This is a genomic window from Tropicimonas aquimaris (genome assembly GCF_042676185.1).
Classification (GTDB): Bacteria; Pseudomonadota; Alphaproteobacteria; order Rhodobacterales; family Rhodobacteraceae; genus Tropicimonas; species Tropicimonas aquimaris.
The window spans coordinates 528,076-551,101 of sequence record NZ_JBHTJT010000007.1 but is presented as its reverse complement, the minus strand read 5'-3'; the positions used below and the strand labels follow the sequence as shown (position 1 = coordinate 551,101).

20 protein-coding genes and 1 tRNA gene are annotated in these 23,026 nt (G+C 62.5%); 13 read left to right on the top strand and 8 right to left on the bottom strand.

From position 1 onward, the window contains the following. Positions 1–208 precede the first annotated feature (208 nt). The 3 genes from ACFQ2S_RS06400 (at position 209) to ACFQ2S_RS06390 (ending at position 5,447) form a co-directional block, all read left to right on the top strand. Positions 209–2,572, top strand: coding sequence for a S41 family peptidase (locus ACFQ2S_RS06400; protein WP_386073616.1), 2,364 nt, complete (start codon positions 209–211; stop codon positions 2,570–2,572). A gap of 396 nt (positions 2,573–2,968) precedes the next feature. Further along, on the top strand, positions 2,969–4,879 hold the full coding sequence (locus ACFQ2S_RS06395; RefSeq protein ID WP_386073615.1) for an alkyl sulfatase dimerization domain-containing protein: 1,911 nt from the start codon (positions 2,969–2,971) through the stop codon (positions 4,877–4,879). A gap of 205 nt (positions 4,880–5,084) precedes the next feature. Beyond that, complete coding sequence (locus ACFQ2S_RS06390; protein ID WP_386073614.1) at positions 5,085–5,447, top strand: hypothetical protein; 363 nt, start codon at positions 5,085–5,087, stop codon at positions 5,445–5,447. A gap of 196 nt (positions 5,448–5,643) precedes the next feature. Here ACFQ2S_RS06390 and ACFQ2S_RS06385 read toward each other — a convergent pair whose 3' ends face one another. After that, positions 5,644–6,591, bottom strand: a complete 948-nt coding sequence (locus ACFQ2S_RS06385) for an META domain-containing protein (RefSeq protein WP_386073613.1) — start codon at positions 6,589–6,591, stop codon at positions 5,644–5,646. 144 nt (positions 6,592–6,735) lie between these two features. Beyond that, positions 6,736–7,716, bottom strand: a complete 981-nt coding sequence (locus ACFQ2S_RS06380) for a L,D-transpeptidase (RefSeq protein ID WP_386073612.1) — start codon at positions 7,714–7,716, stop codon at positions 6,736–6,738. A gap of 959 nt (positions 7,717–8,675) precedes the next feature. Between ACFQ2S_RS06380 and ACFQ2S_RS06375 the strand changes: the two genes are divergently transcribed. The 5 genes from ACFQ2S_RS06375 to ACFQ2S_RS06355 all read left to right on the top strand — a co-directional run bounded on the left by ACFQ2S_RS06375 (position 8,676) and on the right by ACFQ2S_RS06355 (position 10,629). Then, positions 8,676–8,870 carry a hypothetical protein gene (locus tag ACFQ2S_RS06375; RefSeq protein ID WP_386073611.1) on the top strand — a complete coding sequence of 65 codons (195 nt, stop codon included), beginning with the start codon at positions 8,676–8,678 and terminating at the stop codon, positions 8,868–8,870. 206 nt (positions 8,871–9,076) lie between these two features. Beyond that, positions 9,077–9,286 carry a hypothetical protein gene (locus ACFQ2S_RS06370; protein ID WP_386073610.1) on the top strand — a complete coding sequence of 70 codons (210 nt, stop codon included), beginning with the start codon at positions 9,077–9,079 and terminating at the stop codon, positions 9,284–9,286. After that, a complete protein-coding gene (locus tag ACFQ2S_RS06365; RefSeq protein WP_386073609.1) occupies positions 9,283–9,468 on the top strand; it encodes a hypothetical protein in 186 nt (61 codons plus the stop codon). Before ACFQ2S_RS06370 ends, ACFQ2S_RS06365 begins: the two co-directional genes overlap by 4 nt. Further along, complete coding sequence (locus tag ACFQ2S_RS06360; RefSeq protein WP_386073608.1) at positions 9,410–9,763, top strand: helix-turn-helix domain-containing protein; 354 nt, start codon at positions 9,410–9,412, stop codon at positions 9,761–9,763. The genes ACFQ2S_RS06365 and ACFQ2S_RS06360 overlap by 59 nt, the downstream gene beginning before the upstream one ends. A gap of 89 nt (positions 9,764–9,852) precedes the next feature. Continuing rightward, a complete protein-coding gene (locus ACFQ2S_RS06355; protein ID WP_386073640.1) occupies positions 9,853–10,629 on the top strand; it encodes a tyrosine-type recombinase/integrase in 777 nt (258 codons plus the stop codon). A gap of 61 nt (positions 10,630–10,690) precedes the next feature. Here ACFQ2S_RS06355 and ACFQ2S_RS06350 read toward each other — a convergent pair. The 5 genes from ACFQ2S_RS06350 to ACFQ2S_RS06330 all read right to left on the bottom strand — a co-directional run bounded on the left by ACFQ2S_RS06350 (position 10,691) and on the right by ACFQ2S_RS06330 (position 17,050). After that, positions 10,691–10,765, bottom strand: a tRNA-Val gene (locus ACFQ2S_RS06350). Between the two features lie 52 nt (positions 10,766–10,817). After that, complete coding sequence (locus ACFQ2S_RS06345; protein ID WP_386073607.1) at positions 10,818–11,150, bottom strand: HU family DNA-binding protein; 333 nt, start codon at positions 11,148–11,150, stop codon at positions 10,818–10,820. 136 nt (positions 11,151–11,286) lie between these two features. Next, positions 11,287–13,704, bottom strand: a complete 2,418-nt coding sequence (gene lon, locus ACFQ2S_RS06340) for an endopeptidase La (RefSeq protein ID WP_386073606.1) — start codon at positions 13,702–13,704, stop codon at positions 11,287–11,289. Positions 13,705–14,122: 418 nt separating this feature from the next. After that, on the bottom strand, positions 14,123–15,253 hold the full coding sequence (tgt, locus tag ACFQ2S_RS06335) for a tRNA guanosine(34) transglycosylase Tgt (RefSeq protein ID WP_386073605.1): 1,131 nt from the start codon (positions 15,251–15,253) through the stop codon (positions 14,123–14,125). 219 nt (positions 15,254–15,472) lie between these two features. Next, the gene (locus ACFQ2S_RS06330) at positions 15,473–17,050 is read right to left on the bottom strand and encodes a putative bifunctional diguanylate cyclase/phosphodiesterase (protein ID WP_386073604.1); all 1,578 of its coding nucleotides are present in this window, start codon (positions 17,048–17,050) and stop codon (positions 15,473–15,475) included. Between the two features lie 191 nt (positions 17,051–17,241). Here ACFQ2S_RS06330 and ACFQ2S_RS06325 point away from each other — a divergent pair, with 191 nt between their 5' ends. The 5 genes from ACFQ2S_RS06325 to ACFQ2S_RS06305 all read left to right on the top strand — a co-directional run bounded on the left by ACFQ2S_RS06325 (position 17,242) and on the right by ACFQ2S_RS06305 (position 21,750). Further along, positions 17,242–17,604, top strand: coding sequence for an SUF system Fe-S cluster assembly protein (locus ACFQ2S_RS06325; RefSeq protein ID WP_089231375.1), 363 nt, complete (start codon positions 17,242–17,244; stop codon positions 17,602–17,604). Positions 17,605–17,687: 83 nt separating this feature from the next. Continuing rightward, a complete protein-coding gene (locus ACFQ2S_RS06320) occupies positions 17,688–18,059 on the top strand; it encodes a HesB/IscA family protein (protein ID WP_089231373.1) in 372 nt (123 codons plus the stop codon). Positions 18,060–18,344: 285 nt separating this feature from the next. Further along, a complete protein-coding gene (locus ACFQ2S_RS06315) occupies positions 18,345–19,193 on the top strand; it encodes a LysR family transcriptional regulator (protein ID WP_386073603.1) in 849 nt (282 codons plus the stop codon). Between the two features lie 105 nt (positions 19,194–19,298). Then, positions 19,299–20,048, top strand: a complete 750-nt coding sequence (tpiA, locus tag ACFQ2S_RS06310) for a triose-phosphate isomerase (protein ID WP_386073602.1) — start codon at positions 19,299–19,301, stop codon at positions 20,046–20,048. A gap of 13 nt (positions 20,049–20,061) precedes the next feature. Continuing rightward, on the top strand, positions 20,062–21,750 hold the full coding sequence (locus tag ACFQ2S_RS06305; RefSeq protein ID WP_386073601.1) for an ABC transporter permease: 1,689 nt from the start codon (positions 20,062–20,064) through the stop codon (positions 21,748–21,750). A gap of 74 nt (positions 21,751–21,824) precedes the next feature. Here ACFQ2S_RS06305 and ACFQ2S_RS06300 read toward each other — a convergent pair whose 3' ends face one another. After that, positions 21,825–22,856 carry a Fe(3+) ABC transporter substrate-binding protein gene (locus ACFQ2S_RS06300; RefSeq protein WP_089231365.1) on the bottom strand — a complete coding sequence of 344 codons (1,032 nt, stop codon included), beginning with the start codon at positions 22,854–22,856 and terminating at the stop codon, positions 21,825–21,827. Between the last annotated feature and the right edge of the window lie 170 nt (positions 22,857–23,026).

Below are 23,026 nucleotides of genomic sequence, written 5' to 3'. Positions count from 1 at the left end.
CGATCAGGTGGCGATATAATGGCAGTTCAATTTAGCGGGTTCGTCACTCGCTACGAAAGCGTTCGCCCCGTGCCGAGCCTGATCTGACTGATCCAAGTTGAGAGCTGGCTCATGATGTCGAAGTGCCGGTGCAATCACGAAAAGTGTCTTTTCATCGCATCTGACCGGCCGAATTTGAAGATCATATTCGGCCCAAGGCCTGAACGTAATGAAGTTTGAGGAAAAGATGAGACGAAAAAAGCTCCTTTCATACGCAGCGCTTCTTGCCGCGAGCACTGCGGTGGCCCATGCCGAGCCAATTTCGGTCGAAGGCGTTGTCTCCTCTGAGAGCTTCATCTTCCAGCCGCAGTACTGGCCAAATCCTTCTGTTGCTCTCTTGGATGCTACCGACATCGTTTCTGGTCGCTTCGACAGCTTTGTGGCTGCTGACGACCAAGTTCTCGGGCGGTTTGTCGACCCGCTGTTTGCGGGCGAGGGTCGATTCCGGATCGACCTTCCTATCGTTCCTCCAGGCGGTCGTTTGGACATGAACGGGGATGGCAGTGCGGGGCTGGCCATCTTCACCCTTGTTTCAGCACCGAACCTCTCCTCCGACAGCTATCTAGAGCAGCTCGAACAGTATGGCGGGTTGTTCTCGATTCTGCTCGACCAAACCACCGGTGCTATAGAGACCGGGGCACTGCTGCTGTTCTCCGAGGATGGCGCCGAGCCCTTTCCGGCCGGATGGGGCGAAGACGGGACATGGTTCACCGAGGACGATCCGCAGCAGGTTGTGCCACAGGGCTGGTCAGTTGCCAGATTGAATGATGATGGCGAAGTCATCATCGAACTCGATCCGCGCCCGGAAATCCATACGATCGAAGCTGAGGATGCGGCGTCTCCCGACTTCTCAGACCGCGGCTATGTCGAAGCGTTCGACGCGCTGATCGACCACCTGCGTACCCGGTACGCCTATTCCGAGTTTCGGGGCATCGATTGGGATGCTGTCTCTTCGACCTATCGTCCTGATGTGGAGGCTGCGGCGGCTGCCGATGACGCCGGGGAGTTCTATCTTGCTCTGAACGACATGTCACTGTCCTTCGAGGACACCCATACTGCTGTCAGTGCCGGTTTTCTGAACGAGGCGATCAATTCGGCAAAGCAGGAGTTCGAACTGACCCGGTTCGGTGCTGGGATCGGTGCGGAGGCCTTGGTCGTATCCGACCCTGACGCGGGTATCCCGCCCGGCGACATGATCGTTGTGAGCCGGGTCGCCGAAAGCTCTCCAGCCGCGGATGCAGGCTGGACCGAAGGCACCGAAATCATCGAGGTCAATGGCACGCCTGTGAGTGAATATCTCTCATCACTGCCGTTGATCGAAGCGACCGGGGTCGCCGAATTGCAGCCTTATCTGAGGGCACCGCGTCTATTCAGCTTTCCCGATGGAGCGGACGTCTCTTTCACCTTCCGCAACCCGGGCGATCAGGACGCTCAAACCGTCCAAATGACGGCTGGCGACTACATGGTTCCTTTCGAACTGTCGGAACCGGAGAGGTCCTCGATGCCAATCGATTTCTCCTCCGTCGGTGGTGTCGCCATCGTGTCCTGGCGCAACTTCTCGGACCACATGTTGTCGAAGATTGCCGTGCTCGAAGAGGCGCTTCAGATCGAGTCCGAGACGGGCAGTACCGGCATGATCCTCGACCTGCGCGGTAACGGTGGCGGATTGGTCGAACTCTACCAGGTGATGGCGTCTTACTTCTTCAAAGAAGATGACCCGATGCCGGAACAGCCCTTTGATACTTATGCGTACGATACGGATGCTGGCGGGTTTGTCAGACAATTTGCGGCGGATCGAACGCTTTTTGCACCGCGCGCTGATTTGGCTTTCACCGGTCCGTTGGTCATTCTGATCGACCAGGGCTGTGCCAGTGCCTGCGAATACTTCACCCAGCACCTCCAGCTCCTCGACCGCGCTGTAGTCGTTGGACAGCATGCGTCTCTCGGAGCTGGTGGGTTCATCGATAGGATCGCAATGCCAGAGGAGATCACGTTCCAATATACTGCGGGGCGAACGACATTCCATGACTCGAGCCAGCCAAATCTCGAGGCGGCAGGCGTCATTCCCGATGTCCGCGTTCCGGTAACGCTTGAGACCCTTGCTGCTGTCCGCAACGGCGAAGACCCTGTGATGGATGCCGCGTTCGACGTGATCGCCGAGTTGTCCGATCCACGCCTCAGACTTAAATCTACTCCGTGGGTCTGGACGATGGCCGCCACGGCGGATCTCGAGGAAATCGAGATCAATGCTCCGGAGAAATACGAAGTCACGTTTTCTGAAGATGGTAGCTACACAATGCAGGCTGATTGCAACCGCGTCACCGGGGACTGGACGCTGGCGGACTCGATGCTGACAATGACCCCGGGCCCGACGACGCTGGCGCTCTGTCCAGACCCATCGCGAGGTGACGCGTTCGCGCGCCTGATGACGTCTTCGAACGCAATCGATTTCAACGGAGAACAACTCTTCATCGTCGTGGAGGATGACGAATACCGTGTCCTACAGTTGGAAGGTGCTGAGTCCGTCCGCTAGGTGTTCAAACCAGGGGGAACCTGAGTGCTGCAATGTTTCCGTGGTGGGTCAGTGCTCCGGCCCCAATGCCGGTTCGTGACGTTCAAGTGACGTCGGTTGATCGGAGACCCGGATACCCCCCGCAACTGGGCACAAGCTGAGGTACGAAGGCGCCAAGCATGACAGACACAATCTGAGCTAGCCGCCGACATGCCCCGACAGGACGGTGTGAGATGCCCAGTGCGGACTGATTGACCAGAGCGCAGATAGGCTACGGATCTCGCAATGAGACGCCTTCCCGTTGAGGATTTTCACAGCAGTCACCAAGGTTGCTAGCAATCGGAGAGGCGACTATCGTCTGAAGAAACGGCTACGTCCGTCGTCCCCCGATCCGTTGACACAAGGAGATTTTGATAGATGACGTTTGAGAAGAGATCCCGGATGGGCTGTCTGCTGGCGACATGTGCAGTCGTTTTTCTTGCGCCTTCAGCGCAGGCTTTTGACGAAACCCTGCTGACCCCTGAAGTTGCCAGCCGCAACGTGCCGAAGGAGGTCGAGCCATATGCCGACCCGGCGATCCTTCAGAATCTGGCACCGGTCCGCGCGACCTTCGACAACCTTGCGATCACCGAACCCGCCGATTCCATCAATCCTCGCATGACGAGCTTCGCGCAACAGATGGCGAAGACGATCTATGAACCGGTCGAGGGCCGTGCCTTTCTGATGGCCGGGTGGCAGCTCACATCGACCCTGATTGTTGTCGGTGAAGACGGTCTCATCGTGGTCGATCCGGGAGAGAGCGACGCTGCGTCCCAGCGGATCATTGAGGACTTCCGAGCCACGACCGACATCGACCTGCCTGTCACCGCGATCATCTACTCCCATCGCCATCCGGATCATTCCTTCGGGTCGGCTGGCCTTGGGGTCACACAGGAAGACGTCGACAGCGGGCGTGTTCGCGTGTTCGCCCATCACCAGTTCATGGAGTATCTCGCCAACGATGCCAGTGTCGTAGGCGAAATCCTGACCGAGCGAACGGCCTATGGAGGCGCGACATACCTTGGACAGAACGCCGAGGGCTTGGTCCATGCAGGGCTGGGGCCGACATTCGCGGGCGGAGAAATTTCATTCTATGCCCCGACCGACACTGTCGAGGACGAACTCGAAGTCGAGGTGTCGGGGGTCAAGGTAGTTCTCTTTGAGGCCTATGGCGACGCCGAAGACGAGATCGACATCTACTTCCCCGACCTTCGCCTCGTACACGGGTCAGAAACCATTCAGGGCGAAACGTTTCCAAATCTCTATACGTTACGCGGCACGAAGTATCGCGACCTTGTCAAATGGTACAAGGGCGTGGACCGGTTGCTCTCCTATGCAGAGCAAAGCGACGCCTACACCCACTCGCATATGCGCTCCTGGGTCGGGAATGACTTCATAACGGAGCGCATCCGGAATTACCGTGACGCGATTCAATATGTTCACGACCAGTCGATCCGGCAGATGAACAAGGGGGCGACGCGCGAAGAACTCGTCGACCTGATCCAGCTTCCTGAAAGTCTCGCGAACGACCCGTGGCTGCAGGAGTTCTACGGCAGCGTCGCCCATGTCGTGCGCAACGTCTATAACGGGTATCTCGGCTGGTATTCCGGTGATGCCACGGAACTGGCCGTGCCCGCATTTGACCGGCGAGCGAAACTGTACGTTTCTGCAATGGGCGGGCGCGATGCGGTGCTGGATATCGCCCGTCAGGCGATCGAGGCGGAAGACTATGGCTGGGCTATGGAGATCACGACCCACGTGGTTCGCGCAGACCCGTCCGACGAAGAAGCGCGTCAGGTCAAGGCTGACGCCATGCGCGCCTGGGGCTACGATCAGGCGAACATCTATTATCGCAATTTTGCCCTCTCCGGGGCAGCGGAACTTGACGGCAGCCTCGACAGGTCCGGCGCATTCAATTTTGCAAACCCGGTGATCATCCAGCAATTCAGCATTGGGACGATCCTGGAAAACCTGCGCGTCAAGATCGACGGTGAAAAGGCGGCGGAGGGCGATGTTTCCATCGGCTTTATGATCAACGACCGAGATGAAGAACATGGGTTTACCATTCGCAACGGGGTCGCTGTGTTCGAAGATGAAGTGCCCGAAGATGCTGATGTGACTTTGACCCTACCAAGCTCGGTGATCTACGACTTTGTCCTTGGACGTGCTACGCTGCGCGACGCAATCGAAGATGGCACGGCGACGGTGGACGGCGATCCCGAGGCGATCTTTACCTTCGCATCCTATTTCGATTTCGCGCCAGTGACGATCAATCTTGCAGGACGGTGATCCGGACATGACTGGATCCTGTCAATCATTGGTTCCCGTCCGAGCGGCCTTGTGTATCATGGTTGCAGCCAGTCTCGTAGCTGCACCAGCCGCGTCCTGTTCCCTAGAAGCCCTGGATCTCAGTGGTTTCTCCGTTGATCACCGGGGGTCAATTCCAATTGCGCTTGCGACCAGAGCGGCAATAGATGCCGGACATATTGCAGAGTTGCCGAAGGATAACTCAGCACGCCACGCGGCCCTCTACGTCATCCGTTTGCGGGCGGTCGCCCACATGCGGCGCCTTGCTGCGCGCGCACTTTCTGGTGGTCCGGAGCTTGCTGTCCTGCTGACCCAAAGCGGGGCATGGATGCGCATCAATGACCCACGAACCGGCGCTCGATACCATGCAAGTCCTGCGGCCGAGACGGAACTGACCGTTCTGGTGCCAGATACGGTGTATGCCGCTTTGCTTGACGGGGAACTGACGGTTCAACGCGCCACAGAGCTGGGTCTACTTCGCGTCTACGGTACCGAAAATCTGGACGCGGCAATCCATGCCTTTGCCGACGCCTTGAGTATCTCGGGATAGGAAAGGGAACGCTGACGGCAGAGGTGTCAATGACGATCGGGAATTCCGCCACAAAGGCGGCTCAAATTCCCTCCAGCCTTGTTTACCAGCGGACGTCTGCCACTGGCGTGAGGAACGGCACGCAACGCCTTCAGGGCCGGCTTGCGACTGCGAGGATCAGGTGGTGGATATTTCTCTTCGCCGCATTGCGGGCGTGTTATTCCCCGTTTCCTACGATTACAGTCTGAGGCACTGCGTAAGTCTGCTGGCCCAATGTCACCACAAGCAAGTCCCCCGATAGTTCACTGCCCTGCGCATCGGAGGCGGTGCCTTCGGCGGTCTCGGCATAGGCCAGCTCACCTTCTGCAAAATGCACGACGCGCTCGCCGCCGTCCGGATCATAGATCACCAAAACCGCGGAGTGGTCGCCGTCTCGTGCAACGCCATAGTCGCAAAGCGCGACTTCCCCCTCGACCGAGCCGCGGCATTCGAGGGTACCAATATTGTCGAAAAGCCCCTGCTGCGCCCGAACCGCGGCAGGCGCGGGTCGCAGATACTCTGTCGCGGCCCAGCCCGTGGTTCCCGAAGCGTCCAGAAAAGTGATGTTGCACCAGTCATAGGTGTCACCGACCTCGCATCCCTGATTTCGCAGGAGCGTTCCGGGCAAGACACGCGTGACCAAGGGCGCATCCGTGCCGGGCGCCTGTCGAATGTTGAGTGGGCCGCTGAGTCCGTCCACAGTGACGAAGTCTATATCGAAGACCGAAGCCGCCAATTCGGCCAGCGCCATCTGGTCTTCACCGCGGGAGAGAGTGAATGCGCCGGTGAAGGGGTCATGCGTGAACACTGTTTCCCCCTCCAGCAGCTGCAGGATCGCTGCTTCCTGCCGTACCAGGTCATCGTCGGAGCACGCCATTCGCGTCACGGCCAGTGGAGCCTCCACCACCAGCATGGCGTTCTCGAAACGCGCCGACCCGGTGAAGCTGTTGCAGCCAGTATTTCCGGCGATAGTGCGATCCGCGCCAAGCGTGATCTGGGGCTGCCCGGTCGCGGCCGTCCCGTTCACCGAGACGATGGTCCAGTCACTTGCGCGGCCAGCGGTCGGCGACAAGCAGGCGGCGGCGGCAAGTCCGATCGCCCCGGCAATTCGGCATAGATCACTCATTGGCTTCCTGCTCTACAAAGTCGGATACAACGACGCTCTCGGACTCGCCCGACGACTTCGAACAGGCCGCAAGAGCGATGCTTGCGAGCAAAACAGCCGCGAAAGCATTGAAACGGTTCTGCATCTTTCCAGTCCGCAGCGCCATCACGACATGATCACGAAGTCGCGTTGCGAGCGGCTATCGGGATGCAGCGGCAGATCGGTCATGATGTAGATCATGCCCGGGTGAATATACTGACGGATCTGCTGAGCAAATGCTTTGTCCGTGCGCACCCGCTTGAGATCCTGCATCTCGGCACTCTGCGAAGTGCCATAGGTGAGCGCTTGCCAGTGCATGCCCTTGGCACCTTCATGGGCGCCCTGAAGGACGTAGACATGAGCGCCCAATGGGTCACCGTCCCATTCGAGCGCCCCGGAGGCGACTTCCACGTCGTTCTCGATGATCACGATTTTGCGGTCATGCGAGGACGCAAGCATCGTGGTGACCGGATAGGCATCGTCCAAGGCCCAGTCCGCGGGATGCTTGCGCCCTTCGAGGGTTGAGACGACATCCTCGAATTCGTGCTCGGCATAGCTCGCGAGGACCATTCCCGGATGCACTACGTCCACGGGAAAGTGATGCTCGTCGGCAATAATGACGGGCGTCCCGAGGTGCGTAACTTCGAACAGCAGGGCCGAGAACTTCAGCGGCAGACGCACGCACCCATGCGAGGCCGGATAGCCCGGAAGGTTCCCGGCGTGGAGAGCAATGCCATCCCACGTCAGCCGGTTCATGTTGGGCATGGGCGCGTTGTTGTAGGTCGACGAGCGGTGATTCCGGTCCTTCTGCAGGACCACGAACACTCCCGTCGGGGTTTCGTGCCCGGACTTGCCGGTGGAACAGGTCGAGACCGCAATCCGAACGCCGTTGCGATAGACATGGACCCGTTGATCCGTCAGCGACACGATGACTGCTACCGGCCCCGTTGGCTGACGCTCGGGATGCCAGGTGAACTCGTTGGGTTTGAGCTCGTGGACCTCTTTATACACATGTTGTCCGGCAAGCGGGCCGGCCAGTAGCGCCAGCGCAGCTCCACCGGAAGTGGCCAGAAGCGTTCGCCGGGTCAGGGCGGTCGGGTTGGACATGATTGGAGGTCTCGTGTTCTGCCAAAATCGTATTCAGGCCAACGATGCCCACAAGATGTAGTCTTGTAAACCCGATTTGGGGTCAGGGCGAGGTTACTGCCATTTGGAACCTTGCTTTCGATATGGAGCTGGGGTGGATGCCGCTCATCCAGGACCGGATCGCAATGTGCCAATCTCGCGCTGTCCACGCACAAGCTGAAGGAGAGCGCATCCATCGGGCAGGCTACGACCACCGACGTCGATCTCGCAAAGAACGTGGTACAGTGCAAGGCGGTGCCGCCGATGGGCCCGTTCTGTTCCGCTAGTTGCTATCAAGACCGCAATTCCCCGGTTTCGCTGCGAGCCCCGAGTGACCGTTTCAACCTTGGCCTAGTTCAATCAAAGCAACTGCTTAAGAAGTGGTGAGCGGTGTCGCGCAGTACTGTGCCCTCCGGCGTTCACCCGCAGACATTACTTTGCCGACGCCGTCGATGACCGGTGAAACAGACATTCCGAATCTTGATCGTGGAAATCGGCTCCGGGACGTTCAGTACACTAAGCGACGGAACTGAAGGAATGATTTGCGCACCCACCTTCATGTCCGGATCGGGTCGAGAACCAAATACTCCAATGGATCCATCTGGAGGACTCGTCAAATGTTGATGTGGCGTTGATGTAAAACGCGACATCACAAACTTGATCGGCCAGATCAGACTTTAAGTCTTTGATATTGTTATGAAATTTTGGTTTCGGGGGGGGTAGGATTTGAACCTACGACCTTCAGGTTATGAGCCAAGAAAGCTCTATCTTTACCTAAAGAAGTGGCAATTGGCGACCTGCGGATCGCCATTCTCCACGCCCACGTGGTCGAACTGTAAGGCGTGCCCAAGATGCTCGACCGGGAACCCGACATCACCGTTACGGAGCGCGTCTAGCAGGATCGGCGCCTCAAGAAGTTCTTACCCAATGTGGATGGCATCGTGCAGGAGGGCATCGAGGCCAGCCTTCGGACCGTGCTCGACCGGATGAAGGCGAGGCAGGATACCGAGGAAGGCGCCGGCGCGTTCGATCATAGCGTGAAGAAGGGCCTGTTGATCCTGTCCAAGCGGAAGGAAGACATGTCGCCGGACGATTTGGCGTTGCAGCAAAGCCCGCCTCCGGCCCGGCGCCAGTGAAGATCCCTGCAGGTGGGGTTCACCGGTGACGGGGGCCCGGTCGCCATACCGCGACACGCAATTGCTCGTACCCTTCCATCCCCCAGCCCCCGGGCGTGCGCCACAGGGCCCTGGGAAAACATTGGAGAACGACGATGCCCTACGTTGAGGTCTGGGTCGATGAATGCGACGGGACGTGTGGTCGCGCGACCCTGCAAGAGAAGACCATGCGCGAAACAATCCAGATGCTCCGCGACGGGCAGGTTGACGACGCGATCCGCAAGCTCGAGCTCGCCATTGATGACAAGGCCGCGAGGCGCGAGGCCGAGAAGGAGAACGAGCTTCGCGGCCTCTACCATCTGTGGCTTGCGGAGCCGAAGCCGCGGCCCGAGTTCCTCTCCTTCGCTCACAGCAAACGGAAGGCGAGCGCAGTATGAGCGCGAACCTCGATCCCGTAGCCTTGCTGGCAAATCAATCCGCGCAGATCGACCGGGCGGTCGCGGATGCGCAGAGAGTCGGCGCAGGATGGCTGATGGTCGATCAGAACGGCATCATGTGGCATGTGGCGCCGCTCGACGTGGCGGCATGGGGCGTCCGGCAGAGCGACAAGGACAGGTGAGAGCATGGAGACTGGCCGGCCATTCACGCCCGAAAGCCTCGCGGAACGATGGGGCGTGAGCGCAACCTCCATTCGGAACCGCTGCCAATCGGGCGACATACCGCATTTCCGCTTGGGGCGTCTCTACCGTATCCCTGAGAAGGTGGTAATGGAGTTTGAGACATGCGCATCAACATCGGACGGCTGCGGGGAGGATACTGCGTCTATTGGGATGAAGACGGAAAGCGTCGACGGTATCAGCTTGCGGCACGCACCAGAGCGGAAGCGGAGAGCGAGGGGCGCGACCGCTACCTGAAAGAGAACAGGCCGAAAGGTGGCGCAACCGTTGCCGTGCTTTGGGCCTCCTACATCGAGAGCCTGGGCAACAAGCCCACGGCCAAGACGATGGGCTACACCGGGCAAGCCGTTCTGCCCCACTTCGGGGCGCTGAGGCCGGACCAGATCACGGACACCGATTGCCGTGACTACCTCGCGAAGAGGATCGCCAGCGGGCGAAAGGTCGGCGCTGTGCATACCGAGCTCGGGCATCTGCGGTCCTGCATGAATTGGGCCGTGAAGCGCCGCCTGATCGACCGCGCGCCCTACATCGAGCGCCCGAACAAGCCGACCCCGCGCGAGGTCTTCCTGACCCGCCCGGAAATGGCGCGGCTCATATCATCGACAACCGCGCCGCATGCGACCGTGGCCCTCACGCTCCTGGCCGGAACCGCCGCCCGGGTCGGCGCGATTCTCGATCTGACGTGGGACCGGGTAGACTTCGACCGGAGCCAGATCAATTTGCGCCTGGACGACGCCATGACCCGAAAGGGCCGAGCCGTCGTCCCAATGAACGGCATGGTGCGCGGCGTGCTCCAGACGGCACACGAGGCCGCAATCAGTGAGTTCGTCGTGGAGCACGGAGGCGGGCCGGTGAAGTCGATCCGCACCGCGTTCAACGCCGCGAAGAAGCGCGCGGATCTCGACCATGTGACCATTCACGATGTCCGGCGATCCGCCGCGCGCTTCATGGTCGAGGCGGGCGTTCCAATGGATCGCGTGGCGCAAATGCTCGGACACTCGAACACGGCAATGACCGAGAAAGTCTATGGCCGATTCTCCCCCGACCATCTGCAAGACGCCGCCGAAGTCCTCGATTTTACCCGGCTCCGGTCCGTGAAATGAGGCATCCAGGTTCGGTGAACCTGGGAGCACTTCGCAAATGGCGCCTAGAGCCTTGGAATTATGGTGGGTGATGAGGGATTTGAACCCCCGACATCTTCGATGTGAACGAAGCGCTCTACCACTGAGCTAATCACCCGGTGACGCGCCTCATACCGCCCGACCGACCTGTCTGCAAGAGGGGGCGTCGGTTATTCCGGCTTTTCCTTGTTCCGCTTCGGCTTCGCCGCACCTTCTGCCACCTGGCGAAGGCGCACTTGCAGGACCTCACCTCCATCGACGGGCTTGCGCTTCTGCACTTTCACGCGCCCCAGTGGCGGAAGCTGCAGGGTCTCGCCCTTGGCCAGGGCCTTGCCCAGTTCGGCCAGTGTTGCATCGACCACCGAGCGCACGTCGGCCTTCTTGGCGCCGGTCGCGGCAACGACGCGGTCAACCAGATCAGGCTTGCGCACATCGGCGTTGCCCTTTTGCGCCTTGTCGGCGGCCGGATTGGATTTGGTAGAATCGGGAGCTTGAGCTGCCATCGGAGACCTCCATTGTCTGCCACTGACTAGCAGCGGATCGAGGCCGCACCAAGCGAACTCTCTTGGTCGCGAATATATTTCAGAAAGCAAGGAGGCGCCCTGTGGGGGCGCCTCCCAGGTCCGAAAAGTGGGCGGTTCAGTGGGCCGTGCGAGCCGCTTCGGCCTTGGCTGCCTCGGCGGCGGCGGCACGGGCGGCGGCGGCCTCTTCCTCGGCGGCCTCGTCCCATTCGATGGGCTCCGGCATCCGCACCAGTGCGTTCTTCAGGACATCGCGGACATGGGCCACGGGTATGATCACCAGCCCCTCCTTCACGTTGTCAGGGATCTCCGGCAGGTCCTTCTCGTTTTCCTCCGGGATCATCACTGTCTTGATGCCGCCGCGCAGGGCCGCGAGAAGCTTCTCCTTGAGCCCGCCAATGGCCAGCACGTTGCCACGAAGGGTGACCTCGCCGGTCATCGCGATGTCCTTGCGGACCGGGATCTTGGTCAGCACCGAGACGATCGAGGTGACCATCGCCACACCCGCCGAGGGGCCGTCCTTGGGCGTCGCACCTTCCGGAACGTGGACGTGGATGTCGATCGTGTCGAACTTCGGCGGCTTCACCCCGATCTCCGGGGCGATGGAACGCACGAAGCTGTTCGCTGCGTCGATGGACTCCTTCATCACATCGCCCAGCTTGCCAGTTGTCTTCATCCGCCCCTTGCCGGGCAGTTTCAGCGCCTCGATCGATAGCAGGTCGCCGCCCACTGAGGTCCAGGCAAGGCCAGTGACGACGCCGACCTGGTCTTCCTTCTCGGCCAGACCATAGCGGAACCGCTTCACGCCAAGGAACTCTTCGAGATCCCCGGGCCGCACGACCACCTTGTCGGCTTCCTTCTTGACGATCTTGGTGATCGCCTTCCGGCAGAGCTTGGCGATCTCGCGCTCGAGGTTCCGCACCCCCGCTTCCCGGGTGTAGGTCCGGATGATCTCGGTCAGCGCCTCGTCGGTCAGCTCGAATTCCTTGGCCTTGAGGCCGTGGTTCTTCATCTGCTTGCCGATCAGGTGCCGCCGCGCGATCTCGTGCTTCTCGTCCTCCGTGTAGCCGGCCAACGGGATGATCTCCATCCGGTCCAGAAGCGGGCCGGGCATGTTGTAGGAGTTCGCCGTGGTCAGGAACATCACGTTCGACAGGTCGTATTCGACCTCCATGTAATGGTCCACGAAGGTGCCGTTCTGCTCCGGATCGAGCACTTCCAGCATCGCCGAAGCCGGGTCGCCACGGAAGTCCTGCCCCATCTTGTCGATCTCGTCGAGCAGGATGAGCGGGTTCGTGGTCTTGGCCTTTTTCAGCGCCTGGATGATCTTTCCCGGCATGGAGCCGATGTAGGTCCGGCGGTGGCCGCGGATCTCGCTCTCATCGCGCACGCCGCCGAGGGAGATACGGATGAACTCCCGGCCCGTGGCCTTGGCCACCGACTTGCCGAGCGACGTCTTGCCGACGCCCGGAGGGCCAACGAGGCAGAGGATCGGGCCCTTGAGCTTCTGGCTGCGCTGCTGCACCGCCAGGTACTCCACGATCCGTTCCTTCACCTTCTCGAGGCTGTAATGGTCGTTATCGAGCACGGCCTGGGCGCGGACGAGATCCTTCTTGACCCGGCTCTTGGTGCCCCACGGGATCGACAGCATCCAGTCGAGGTAGTTGCGCACCACCGTCGCCTCGGCCGACATCGGGGACATGTTCTTGAGCTTCTTCAGCTCGCCCTCGGCCTTCTCGCGCGCTTCCTTGCTGAGCTTGGTCTCGGCGATCTTCTCTTCCAGCTCCGCGATCTCGTTGGAGCCGTCCTCGCCGTCGCCCAGCTCGCGCTGGATCGCCTTCATCTGTTCGTTCAGGTAATACTCGCGCTGCGTCCGCTCCATCTGCGACTTGACGCGGGTCTTGATCTTCTTCTCGACCTGAAGAACCGACATCTCGCCCTGCATCAAGCCGTAGACCTTCTCGAGGCGCTCGGCGACGGACAGCGTCTCCAGAAGCTCCTGCTTCTGGCCCACTTCCACGCCCAGATGCCCCGACACCAGGTCGGCCAGCTTGGCGGCCTCGCGGGTCTCCGCCACCGCGGCAAGCGCTTCCTCGGGAATGTTCTTCTTGATCTTGGAATAGCGTTCAAATTCCTCGCCGACCGAGCGAACCAGCGCCGCCACTGTGTCTGCATCGCCGGGAACCTCCTCGAGCGACACGGCGCGGGCTTCGAAATAGTCGTCGTTCTCGAGGTATTCCTCGATCCGGACGCGGCGAATTCCCTCCACCAGCACCTTCACGGTACCGTCGGGCAGTTTGAGGAGTTGCAGCACATTGGCCAGAACGCCCGCCTGGTATATCCCGTCCGAAGACGGATTATCGTCGGAGGCGTCCATCTGGCTGGCCAGAAGGATCTGCTTGTCGTCCTGCATCACCTCTTCCAGCGCGCGGACGGATTTCTCCCGGCCCACGAAGAGGGGCACGATCATGTGGGGAAAGACCACGATGTCGCGCAGTGGCAGCACGGGATAGGATTGGCTGAGAGGCTCAAGCATGCTCGTTTTCCTGTTCTTGGCAAGAAGGCACCGGCCCCGCTTCGCGGCAACCACGGCCCTCTCCGGTCTCGGTGTCTACAGGTGGGCTCGCAGACCGCCCGTTTCAACCAGACCCCTGAATCCGCACCAATGTGCCTGTCTCCTCGGGCGTCGGCAAGCCGACATTGCCCGACCCTTTGCCCGAGTGCCCGACCGATCCGGCAAGCCAATGGAAAGGCACAGTTCAATCGGCGCACGGCGAAACGGCCAGAGGCGCAACACCCCTTCCCGGGCCGCCTGAATGAAGATCATTTCGCGCCCGGAGCGCACGCGCGCCGGGCATCCGGATCACGTCTGCGAGAGGTGAGTCTTCGAGCGCGGGCGCGCGCCCTGCCCCGTAGTTTGGACGGCCCGCGGCTAACTGGTCCAAGCCACGCTCTCAGAGCGGCTCGATATCTCCCTCCGCGCGCTGCGCGTGGAAGTCCGTCTCCCATTCGGCGAAACGCCCGGCCGCGATGGCGTTGCGCATGCCCTGCATCAGCTCCTGGAAATAGTGCAGGTTGTGCCAGGTCAGCAGCATCGACGAGATGATCTCCTGCGAGCGGAAAACGTGGTGCAGGTAGGCGCGGGAATAGCTGCGGCAGGCGGGACAGCTGCAGCGTTCGTCCAGTGGCCTGGGATCTTCCTGGTGGCGGGCGTTCTTGATGTTGACGACGCCGCGGCGGGTGAAGGCCTGGCCGGTTCGGCCGGACCGTGACGGCAACACGCAATCCATCATGTCGATACCACGCTTGACCGCGCCCACGATGTCGTCGGGCTTGCCCACGCCCATCAGGTAGCGCGGCTTGTCCTCGGGCAGCATTTCCGGGGCGTACTCGAGCACCCGGAACATGACCTCCTGCCCCTCGCCCACGGCGAGACCGCCGACCGCATAGCCATCGAAACCGATGGCGCGCAGCGCCTCTGCGCTTTCGCCGCGCAGATCCTCCTTGTCACCGCCCTGCTGGATGCCGAAGAGCGCGTAGCCGGGCCTGTCGCCGAATGCATCGCGAGACCGCTGGGCCCACCGCATCGAGAGCCGCATGCTCTCGGCGATGCGGTCACGGTCGGCCGGCAGTGCGGGGCATTCGTCGAAACACATCACGATGTCGGAGCCGAGCAACCGCTGGATCTCCATGCTGCGCTCGGGCGTCAGCATGTGCCGGGAGCCGTCGATATGGCTCCGGAAGGTCACCCCCTCCTCGGTGAGCTTCCGCAATTCGGCCAGGCTCATCACCTGGAACCCGCCTGAATCGGTGAGGATCGGGCGCTCCCAGTTCATGAAGGCATGAAGGCCGCCAAGGCGGGCGATCCGCTCCGCCGTGGGGCGCAGCATCAGGTGATAGGTGTTGCCCAGCAGCACGTCGGCGCCGGTCGCGCGCACGCTCTCGGGCAGCATTGCCTTCACCGTGGCGGCAGTTCCCACCGGCATGAAGGCCGGCGTCCGGATCTCGCCGCGTGGGGTCGAGATCGTGCCGGTGCGCGCCCGTCCGTCCGTGGCATGCAGGCTGAAGGAGAATCTTTCGGTCATGCGCTCTCCTTCTCAGAACACCACGACCGATGCAATTCCCGCCGATCCGTTCGGCCAGCTTACGCTTCCGGGTGGCAAGTCAGGCGGGGTGGCGAATCGCAGCTTTGAGAGATGAGCAGGTCGCAACGCCCGAGGGTATGGAAGGGGCTGCCATCTCTCGCGGCCCGGACTTGCAGAACCCCTCTAGTCCTGCCCGCCAAGGCTCCACCGTCCGCAAGATCACGCGATTCCGGACAGAACCGTGCGCTGCATGCCATGGGTCATCGCTCCGGTCCAGGTCACGCCATGCGACAGCAGGTCGTCCACCTTGTCGCGCGGCATGGGACGGTCAAAGAGATATCCCTGCCCCAGCGGGCATTGCAGCCCCGCCAGCATCTCCAGAGTGTCCTCGGTCTCGACCCCTTCGGCGGTCACGCTCAGGTCGAGCGATCCTGCGAGAGAGATGATGCCCGCAACGATCTTCGCCTTTTGACGGTCCTGGGACACCGTGGTGACAAAGCTGCTGTCGATCTTCAGCCGGTCGAACGGCAGCCGGGAGAGCGTGGCCAAGCTGGAGAAGCCGGTCCCGAAATCGTCCAGCGAGATCTGGATCCCTTGCCAGCGGAGTTGATCGATCACCTCGTGGGCGCGGTCTATGTCGTCGATGATCGCGGTCTCTGTGATCTCGATCTCCAGCCGCTCCGCCGGAAAGCCCGTCTCCCGCAGGATGGCCTCGATCCGAGGCGACAGGTCCGCATCGCGGAACTGCTTCGCCGACAGGTTGAAGGCGATGGTCAGTGACGGATCCCAGTCGCGGGCGGCGATGCAGGCTTTTCGGAGGATCTGCCAGCTGATGGCCGCGATCTGGCCGGTCTCTTCGGCAAGCTGGATGAAGCGATCCGGCGGCACGTTGCCGAGGCGGTCGTGGTGCCATCGCGCCAAGACCTCGAAGCCCACGAGCTTGCGGTCCGCGATCTGGACGATCGGCTGGAAGTAGGGCTCGATCTCTTCCCGTTCTATCGCGGCCGTCAGTTCGGCCTCCAGTTCGGCCAATTCCCGCAACCGCTCCCCCAGGGCGTCGTCGAAATAGGAGATCCGGCCGCGGCCCTCCTTCTTCGCGCGATACATCGCCTGGTCGGCATGGCGCAGCAGCAAGGGCGCATCAAGCCCGTCACGCCAGATCGCGACGCCGAGGCTGGCGCCGATACTCAACTCCGAATCGCCAATGATGAACTTCCGCTCCATGGCAGCGAGAATGCGCCGCGGCAGCCCGCCGGCACCGCCAAGTTCTTCGGTCCCGGCGGCGAGAATGGCGAACTCGTCCCCGCCAAGCCGTATCGGCAGTTCATCCTCGCCGCAGCAAGCCTTCACCCGCCTCGCAACTTCCCGCAGAATGAGATCCCCCACGTCGTGGCCACGCAGATCGTTGACCGGCTTGAAGCGATCCAGATCCATGAGGAGGATCGCCGGCGCCGCTCCACCGCGCCGGGCCTTCGCGATCCGCTCCCGAAGCGCGTCGTTCATCACCCGACGGTTATAGAGTCCGGTCAGCGCATCGTGGCGGGAGATGTGCTGCGCCCTCTGTTCGGCCAGTTGACGGCTGCGAAGGTGCCGGCGCAACCGACGGTTCCAGATGCCGAGGAGGGCCGGCAGCAGGAGCCCCAGCACCAGAACCGCGCTGATGAGCTCGTCCAGTTCCATTTCCTCGTGCAGGCGAATGTAGTCCACGAGGCCCTCGAACAGGTCGAATTGCGCCCCGAGGATCCAACTCGCAGGAAACAGGGCAACGAGCAGCAGGTATTCAAGTTTGGAAGGCATTGCGGCAGCATCTCTTTTCGTTTCGCCGCCTGATCTGGAAGGGAAAGGATGGCCAGCGGGTTAAGGCTCGAACGGAAAGCCCGCGCAATTTGATCGGTTCGGTTTCCGGGCCGCCACCGCGCCACACTGGACCCTGCCTGAAACATTTCTTATATAAACCATCGAGTATCCCTCGAGGACACGGTTATCAGATGCACGCCCAAAGCAACCCGATGGAAGGGGAACCGACAATCCGGCCTTCCACCACAGATCATCCGCTCTACGACAGCATCGTGGAAGCCTGCCGCACGGTCTACGATCCGGAAATCCCGGTGAACATCTACGACCTCGGACTGGTCTACACGATCGAGATCAACCCGGAAGCGGAAGTCCGTGTGACCATGACGCTCACCGCGCCGGGCTGCCCGGTGGCGGGCGATATGCCCGGCTGGGTGGCCGAGGCGATCGAGCCCCTGCCCGGCGTCAAGCAGGTGGATGTGGACCTCACCTGGGATCCGCCCTGGGGCATGGAAATGATGTCCGACGAGGCGCGGCTGGAGTTGGGCTTCATGTGAGCCGACGGCTTCGGGCGCAGCCGCGCCCTTGAGCCGGACAGACCGGGCTCCTACATCGGACCCGGAACAAGAGGATCGACAGGATGTTTTCCATTCCCGGCAAGCAGGCCGTGACCCTGACACCGCGTGCCGCGGCCCACATCGTCAAGCTCATGGAGCGTGACGGCAAGTCCGGCTTGCGCCTCGGCGTCAAGAAGGGCGGCTGTGCGGGAATGGAATACACCATGGAGTTCGCCGACACTGTGGACCCGCTCGACGAGGTCGTCGAACAGGACGGCGCGCGGGTGATGATCGCCCCGATGGCGCAGATGTTCCTGTTCGGGACCGAGATAGATTACGAGATCTCGCTTCTGGAAGCGGGCTTCAAGTTCCGCAACCCCAACGTGACCGAATCCTGCGGCTGCGGCGAGTCGATCAAGTTCGACGAGAGCCTGACCGACCAGACCTCTGGCTGACAGGCCGACCTGCTTCGGCCCGACCTTCCGACGACCGTCCGAACACCGCCGCACGCAACCGCAGCATCCTGCGGCGGCGGCTCCAGCGTTCGTGGCTCCGCACCCGGGCTTCGATCAGTTCGGCTTCGGATTTCGGGCGGGAGGCAAGCCAGATCAGGTCGCTCTCGAAATCGTTTAGGGGACGCAGACGCATCTCTTGTCCTTTCAGTTTTAAATTGCTGCCCTCAATAAAGCAGCCACATGGCAATCGTGACAGCGCCGCAGATTGCAGGTAGGTTTTCAAAAATGAAAAACGCGCTGCCTCTTGATGATCTCGCCCTGTTCCTGAAGGTGGCTGAAACCGGCTCGCTTTCGGCAGCCTCCGCCCAGACCGGAATCAGCGTGCCGACTATGGGCCGCAGGATGAACAAGCTCGAACAGGCCCTGGGCCGGCGCCTGTTTCTGCGCGGCCCCAGCGGCTATGCGCTGACCAGCGAGGGACGGGAACTGGTCGAGCGGGCGATCCCTCTCAGATCGGCCGCGGCCGGGATCGACCGGTGGCGCAGCGAAGGCCGGAGCGTCGCACGGGTGCGGATCACAGCCGGGACCTGGACGTCGTGGTTCGTGGCCCGAAACATCCGCCGCATCTGGTCGGAGGAAGCAAGCTGGGCGCCGGACCTTCTCGCCTCCAACCTGCCCCTCGACCTCGCCCGCCGGCAGGCCGACATCGGTATCCGCAACAAGCGGCCCACCCAGGACTGGCTGGCAGGGCGCCGGACGGCCCGGATCGAGAATGCGGAATACGGCGTCTCGCCGGACGTGACCGGGTATATCGCGCTCGCGCCGGACCGGGCCTCGACCCCGACGGCCCTCTGGGTGCAGGCGAACCGGGCGGACCGGGTGGTCATGCTCGCCAGTGACACGCGCGTGGCGGTGGACCTTGCCCTCGAGGGAATCGGACGTGTCGTCCTGCCCTGCTTTGCGGGCGACGCCGTTCAGGGGCTGCAACGCGTCTCCCCCAAGATCGAAGAGCTCTCGCATGACGAATGGCTGGTCACCCACCACGAAGCACGTTACGACCCGCCCGTCCGCGCGGCGCTGAACGCGTTAACGAGCCTGTTGACGGATGCGTCCCTGCGCCCCCTGCCCGAATGAGGCGCGGCGGCGCTGACCAAAGAGCCGCGGGGGCCGGACCTTGACCCCGAAGCCCACCCCTGCAAATTGGCTGCCGACCCACAAGCTCAGACGGAGGGACGACCCATGGCGCAGAAACTGGCAGCCGGCAACTGGAAGATGAACGGCACCGAGGCCTCGCTGGCCGAGATCGATGCGATGCTCGCGGCCTTTCCCGCGCCCGGCTGCAAGGTGCTGATTTGCCCGCCCGCCACCCTGCTGGACCGGCTGAGCACCCGCGCCGAGGGCAGCGCCATCGCCACCGGGGCGCAGGATTGCCACATGAATGCCAGCGGCGCCCACACGGGCGACATATCTGCCGAGATGATCAAGGACGCAGGCGGCACCTACGTGATCCTCGGCCATTCCGAGCGTCGCACCGACCACGGCGAGACCGACGAGATCGTCAACGCCAAGACGATGGCCGCCACCGGCGCCGGGCTGATCGCTGTGGTCTGCGTCGGCGAGACGCTGGAGCAGCGCGATGCCGGCGAGACGCTGGATCTCGTTGGCACCCAACTTGCCGGCTCGATCCCCGAAGGCGTGACCGGCGAGAACCTCGTCGTGGCCTACGAGCCCGTCTGGGCCATCGGCACCGGTCGAATCCCGACCATCGAGCAGATCGTCGAAGTCCACGACTTCATGCGCGCCCGGCTGGTCGAACGGTTCGGCGCCGAGATCGGCAATGCCGTGTCTCTGCTCTACGGTGGCTCTGTGAAACCGTCGAATGCGTCCGAGATCTTTGCCGTTGCCAATGTCGACGGCGCGCTTGTCGGTGGGGCTTCGCTGAAGGCGGCCGATTTCGGAGCCATCATCGACGCGCTTCAGAAAGCCTGATAAAAACGCTCGCATGAGCCTGCGCCCTTCCGATCTCGCCGACCGTTTCGCGACCGGCCTCCTGCGCGGAGGGGCGCTGTTCATAGGTCTGATATGCCTGCTACCGATGGTGGCGGTCGCGGTTGCCGCCTTGCTCGACTCCACAGACACGCTGCGGCACCTCGCCGAGACGGTGCTCTGGACCTATACGGCCACGACGTTGCAGCTTGTTGTGATCGTGGCGATCGGGACCGCGGCCATCGGCACCGGCGCGGCCTGGCTCGTCACCATGACCCGGTTTCCCGGTTCGCGTTTCTTCGAGATCGCATTGGCCCTGCCGCTGGCCTTCCCGGCCTACGTGATGGGCTATGCCTACACGCATTTCCTCGACCACCCGGGCCCGGTGCAGACCCTGTTGCGCGACGTGACCGGCTGGGGCCCGCGCGACTACTGGTTCCCCGAGGTGCGCTCGGTCACAGGCGCGGCGGTGATGCTGATCCTGGTGCTCTACCCCTACGTCTACCTGCTGGCCCGCGCGGCCTTCCTGCAGCAGAGCGCCACCGCCTTTCTCGCCGCCCGCGCACTCGGCCGCGGTCCGTGGACGGCCTTTCTGCGGGTAAGCCTGCCGATGGCGCGCCCGGCGATTGCCGGCGGCGTGTTGCTGGCAGTGATGGAGACCATCGCGGACTACGGCACGACCTCCTATTTCGCGGTGCAGACGTTTGCCACCGGCATCTACACGAGCTGGTTCACCATGGCCGACCGGGCCGCGGCAGCGCAACTGGCGCTCTGCCTGCTCGGCTTTGCGCTGCTGCTGGCCATACTGGAACGGATGCAGCGCGGCGCGGCCCGCCATCACGGCGCCGGCAAACGTTTCGAGCGCCTGCCCCCGACCCAACTCGCCGGGCCGGCAAAATGGGGCGCGACCCTGCTCTGCGCGGTTCCGGTGCTCCTGGGGTTCATCCTGCCGGTGGCGCTGCTTCTGTCCATGGGAATCGGCAGCGGGCAGTCGCTGATGTCGCCGCGCTACGTCGGCTACATCCGAAACACCATCATCCTGGCCGGCACCGCCTCGGTGCTGACCGTGATCGGGGCGGTTCTCGTGGGCTTTCGCATGCGCCTCTGGCCCGGGCCCGCCTCCTCCGGCGCGAGCCACCTCGCCCGCATCGGCTACGCCGTGCCGGGAGGCGTGATCGCGGTGGGCCTGCTGGTGCCCTTCGCCGCCTTCGACAACGCTCTCGACGCCTGGATGCGCGCGACCTTCGGGCTCTCGACCGGCCTGCTCTTCACCGGATCGATCTGGCTGCTCGTTTGCGCCTACATGGTCCGCTTCATGGCCGCCGCGCTGAACACCTATGACAGCGGGCTCGGCACCATCCACCCCAACATCGACGCCGTCGCCCGCACCCTCGGCACCCGTCCGACCGCAATGCTTCAACGGATCCACGTGCCGGTGCTGCGCCCATCGGTGCTGACCGCGCTGCTGATCGTCTTCGTCGACGTGATGAAGGAGCTGCCAGCCACGCTGATCATGCGGCCCTTCAACTTCGACACGCTGGCGGTGCAGGCGCATCGGCTGGCCTCCGACGAGCGGCTGGACGGCGCTGCGGTGCCGAGCCTCGCCATCGTCGCCGTGGGCCTGCTGCCGGTGATCCTGGTCTGCCGGTCGCTCGGGGCGAAACGCTCCCGGGTCTTCGGCACCACTGCGACCGCGGCGGAATGAAAACGGCGCGAGGCAACCTGCCCCGCGCCGTAGCCGTGAGATAAATCCGAGATCCTTGCCGGGCCCCGGAAAGATCACTTCCAGCCGACCTCGTTGAAGATCTTCTGCGCCGTGGCGATGTTCTCGGCCACGTCCGACAGGCTCACGTCGTCGGCCTTGAACTCGCCGAGCTGGGCCACCGAGGGAGCGAGCTCCGCGGTCTCGACCGAGGGGAACTCGTCGTTGCCGGCCGAGAAGTAAGCCTGCGCCGAGTCGCTCGACAGGTACTCGAGGAACTTCACCGCGTTCTCGCGGTTCGGCGCATGGGCCGCGACCCCGGCGCCGGAGAGGTTCATGTGCGCGCCGTTTCCGTCCTGATCCGGGAAGACCCATCCGATGCTGTCGAGCGAGGCACTGACACCCTCGACCTCGGTCCGGATGGCCCGCGCGAAATAGTAGGTGTTCGAGACCGAGATATCGCACTCGCCCGACACCAGCCCCCGGAGCTGGTCGGTGTCGCCGCCCTGCGGGTCGCGGGCCATGTTGGCCACCACGCCTTCAGCCCAGGCGCGGGCGGCTTCTTCGCCCTCGTGGGTCACGATCGAGGCGAGAAGCGTCTGGTTGTACTCGTTGCTCGAGGAGCGGATGCAGATCATGCCCTTGTACTTCGGATCGGCAAGCTCGGCGTAGGTTTGCGGCGGCTCGGCGACATTCTCCTTGTCGTAGAAGATGATCCGGCTGCGCTGCGAGAAGCCAAACCACTGGTTGTCGGCGTCCTGCAGGTGGGCGGGAATGCGTTCTTCGAGGATATCGCTGTCGACCGACTGCAGAACGCCGGCCTGCTTGGCGCGGTAGAGGCGCGAGGTGTCGACGGTGATGAGCACGTCGGCGGGGCTGTTGATCCCCTCGGCCTGCATCCGGGCCACCAGCTCGTCGGCATTGCCCTCGATACGGTTGATCGTGACGCCTTCGGCTTCTTCGAAATCGGAATAGAGCCGGTCGTCTGTGTCGTAGTGGCGCGAGGAATAGATGTTGAGCTCGCCTTCGGCGGCGGCTGCCAGCGCCGTGCCCGTCAGCAGGGCCGCGGCGAGCGGCAGAGCGATTGAGCGCGGAATCGAATACGACATGGGGTCTCCCGGGTTGTGCGTTTCATTATCCGAGTGTTTCTATCGGTTTTTCGATTTCGTCAACTCGAAACTGATGCGGCGCGGCACCGGGGCGCATGTGCCGATCGACGGCGCCGTTAAATTCCTTGACCCGCGATTGCGGCCATGAAACGGTCCCGATGGTTGGAAAA

Coding starts and splice junctions, on each gene's coding strand:
- ACFQ2S_RS06400 (WP_386073616.1), top strand. CDS start 209: ATGAAGTTTGAGGAAAAGATGAGACGAAAAAAGCTCCTTTCATACGCA.
- ACFQ2S_RS06395 (WP_386073615.1), top strand. CDS start 2,969: ATGACGTTTGAGAAGAGATCCCGGATGGGCTGTCTGCTGGCGACATGT.
- ACFQ2S_RS06385 (WP_386073613.1), bottom strand. CDS start 6,591: ATGAGTGATCTATGCCGAATTGCCGGGGCGATCGGACTTGCCGCCGCC.
- ACFQ2S_RS06380 (WP_386073612.1), bottom strand. CDS start 7,716: ATGTCCAACCCGACCGCCCTGACCCGGCGAACGCTTCTGGCCACTTCC.
- ACFQ2S_RS06370 (WP_386073610.1), top strand. CDS start 9,077: ATGCGCGAAACAATCCAGATGCTCCGCGACGGGCAGGTTGACGACGCG.
- ACFQ2S_RS06365 (WP_386073609.1), top strand. CDS start 9,283: ATGAGCGCGAACCTCGATCCCGTAGCCTTGCTGGCAAATCAATCCGCG.
- ACFQ2S_RS06360 (WP_386073608.1), top strand. CDS start 9,410: ATGTGGCGCCGCTCGACGTGGCGGCATGGGGCGTCCGGCAGAGCGACA.
- ACFQ2S_RS06355 (WP_386073640.1), top strand. CDS start 9,853: ATGGGCTACACCGGGCAAGCCGTTCTGCCCCACTTCGGGGCGCTGAGG.
- ACFQ2S_RS06345 (WP_386073607.1), bottom strand. CDS start 11,150: ATGGCAGCTCAAGCTCCCGATTCTACCAAATCCAATCCGGCCGCCGAC.
- lon (WP_386073606.1), bottom strand. CDS start 13,704: ATGCTTGAGCCTCTCAGCCAATCCTATCCCGTGCTGCCACTGCGCGAC.
- tgt (WP_386073605.1), bottom strand. CDS start 15,253: ATGACCGAAAGATTCTCCTTCAGCCTGCATGCCACGGACGGACGGGCG.
- ACFQ2S_RS06330 (WP_386073604.1), bottom strand. CDS start 17,050: ATGCCTTCCAAACTTGAATACCTGCTGCTCGTTGCCCTGTTTCCTGCG.
- ACFQ2S_RS06325 (WP_089231375.1), top strand. CDS start 17,242: ATGCACGCCCAAAGCAACCCGATGGAAGGGGAACCGACAATCCGGCCT.
- ACFQ2S_RS06320 (WP_089231373.1), top strand. CDS start 17,688: ATGTTTTCCATTCCCGGCAAGCAGGCCGTGACCCTGACACCGCGTGCC.
- ACFQ2S_RS06315 (WP_386073603.1), top strand. CDS start 18,345: ATGAAAAACGCGCTGCCTCTTGATGATCTCGCCCTGTTCCTGAAGGTG.
- tpiA (WP_386073602.1), top strand. CDS start 19,299: ATGGCGCAGAAACTGGCAGCCGGCAACTGGAAGATGAACGGCACCGAG.
- ACFQ2S_RS06305 (WP_386073601.1), top strand. CDS start 20,062: ATGAGCCTGCGCCCTTCCGATCTCGCCGACCGTTTCGCGACCGGCCTC.
- ACFQ2S_RS06300 (WP_089231365.1), bottom strand. CDS start 22,856: ATGTCGTATTCGATTCCGCGCTCAATCGCTCTGCCGCTCGCCGCGGCC.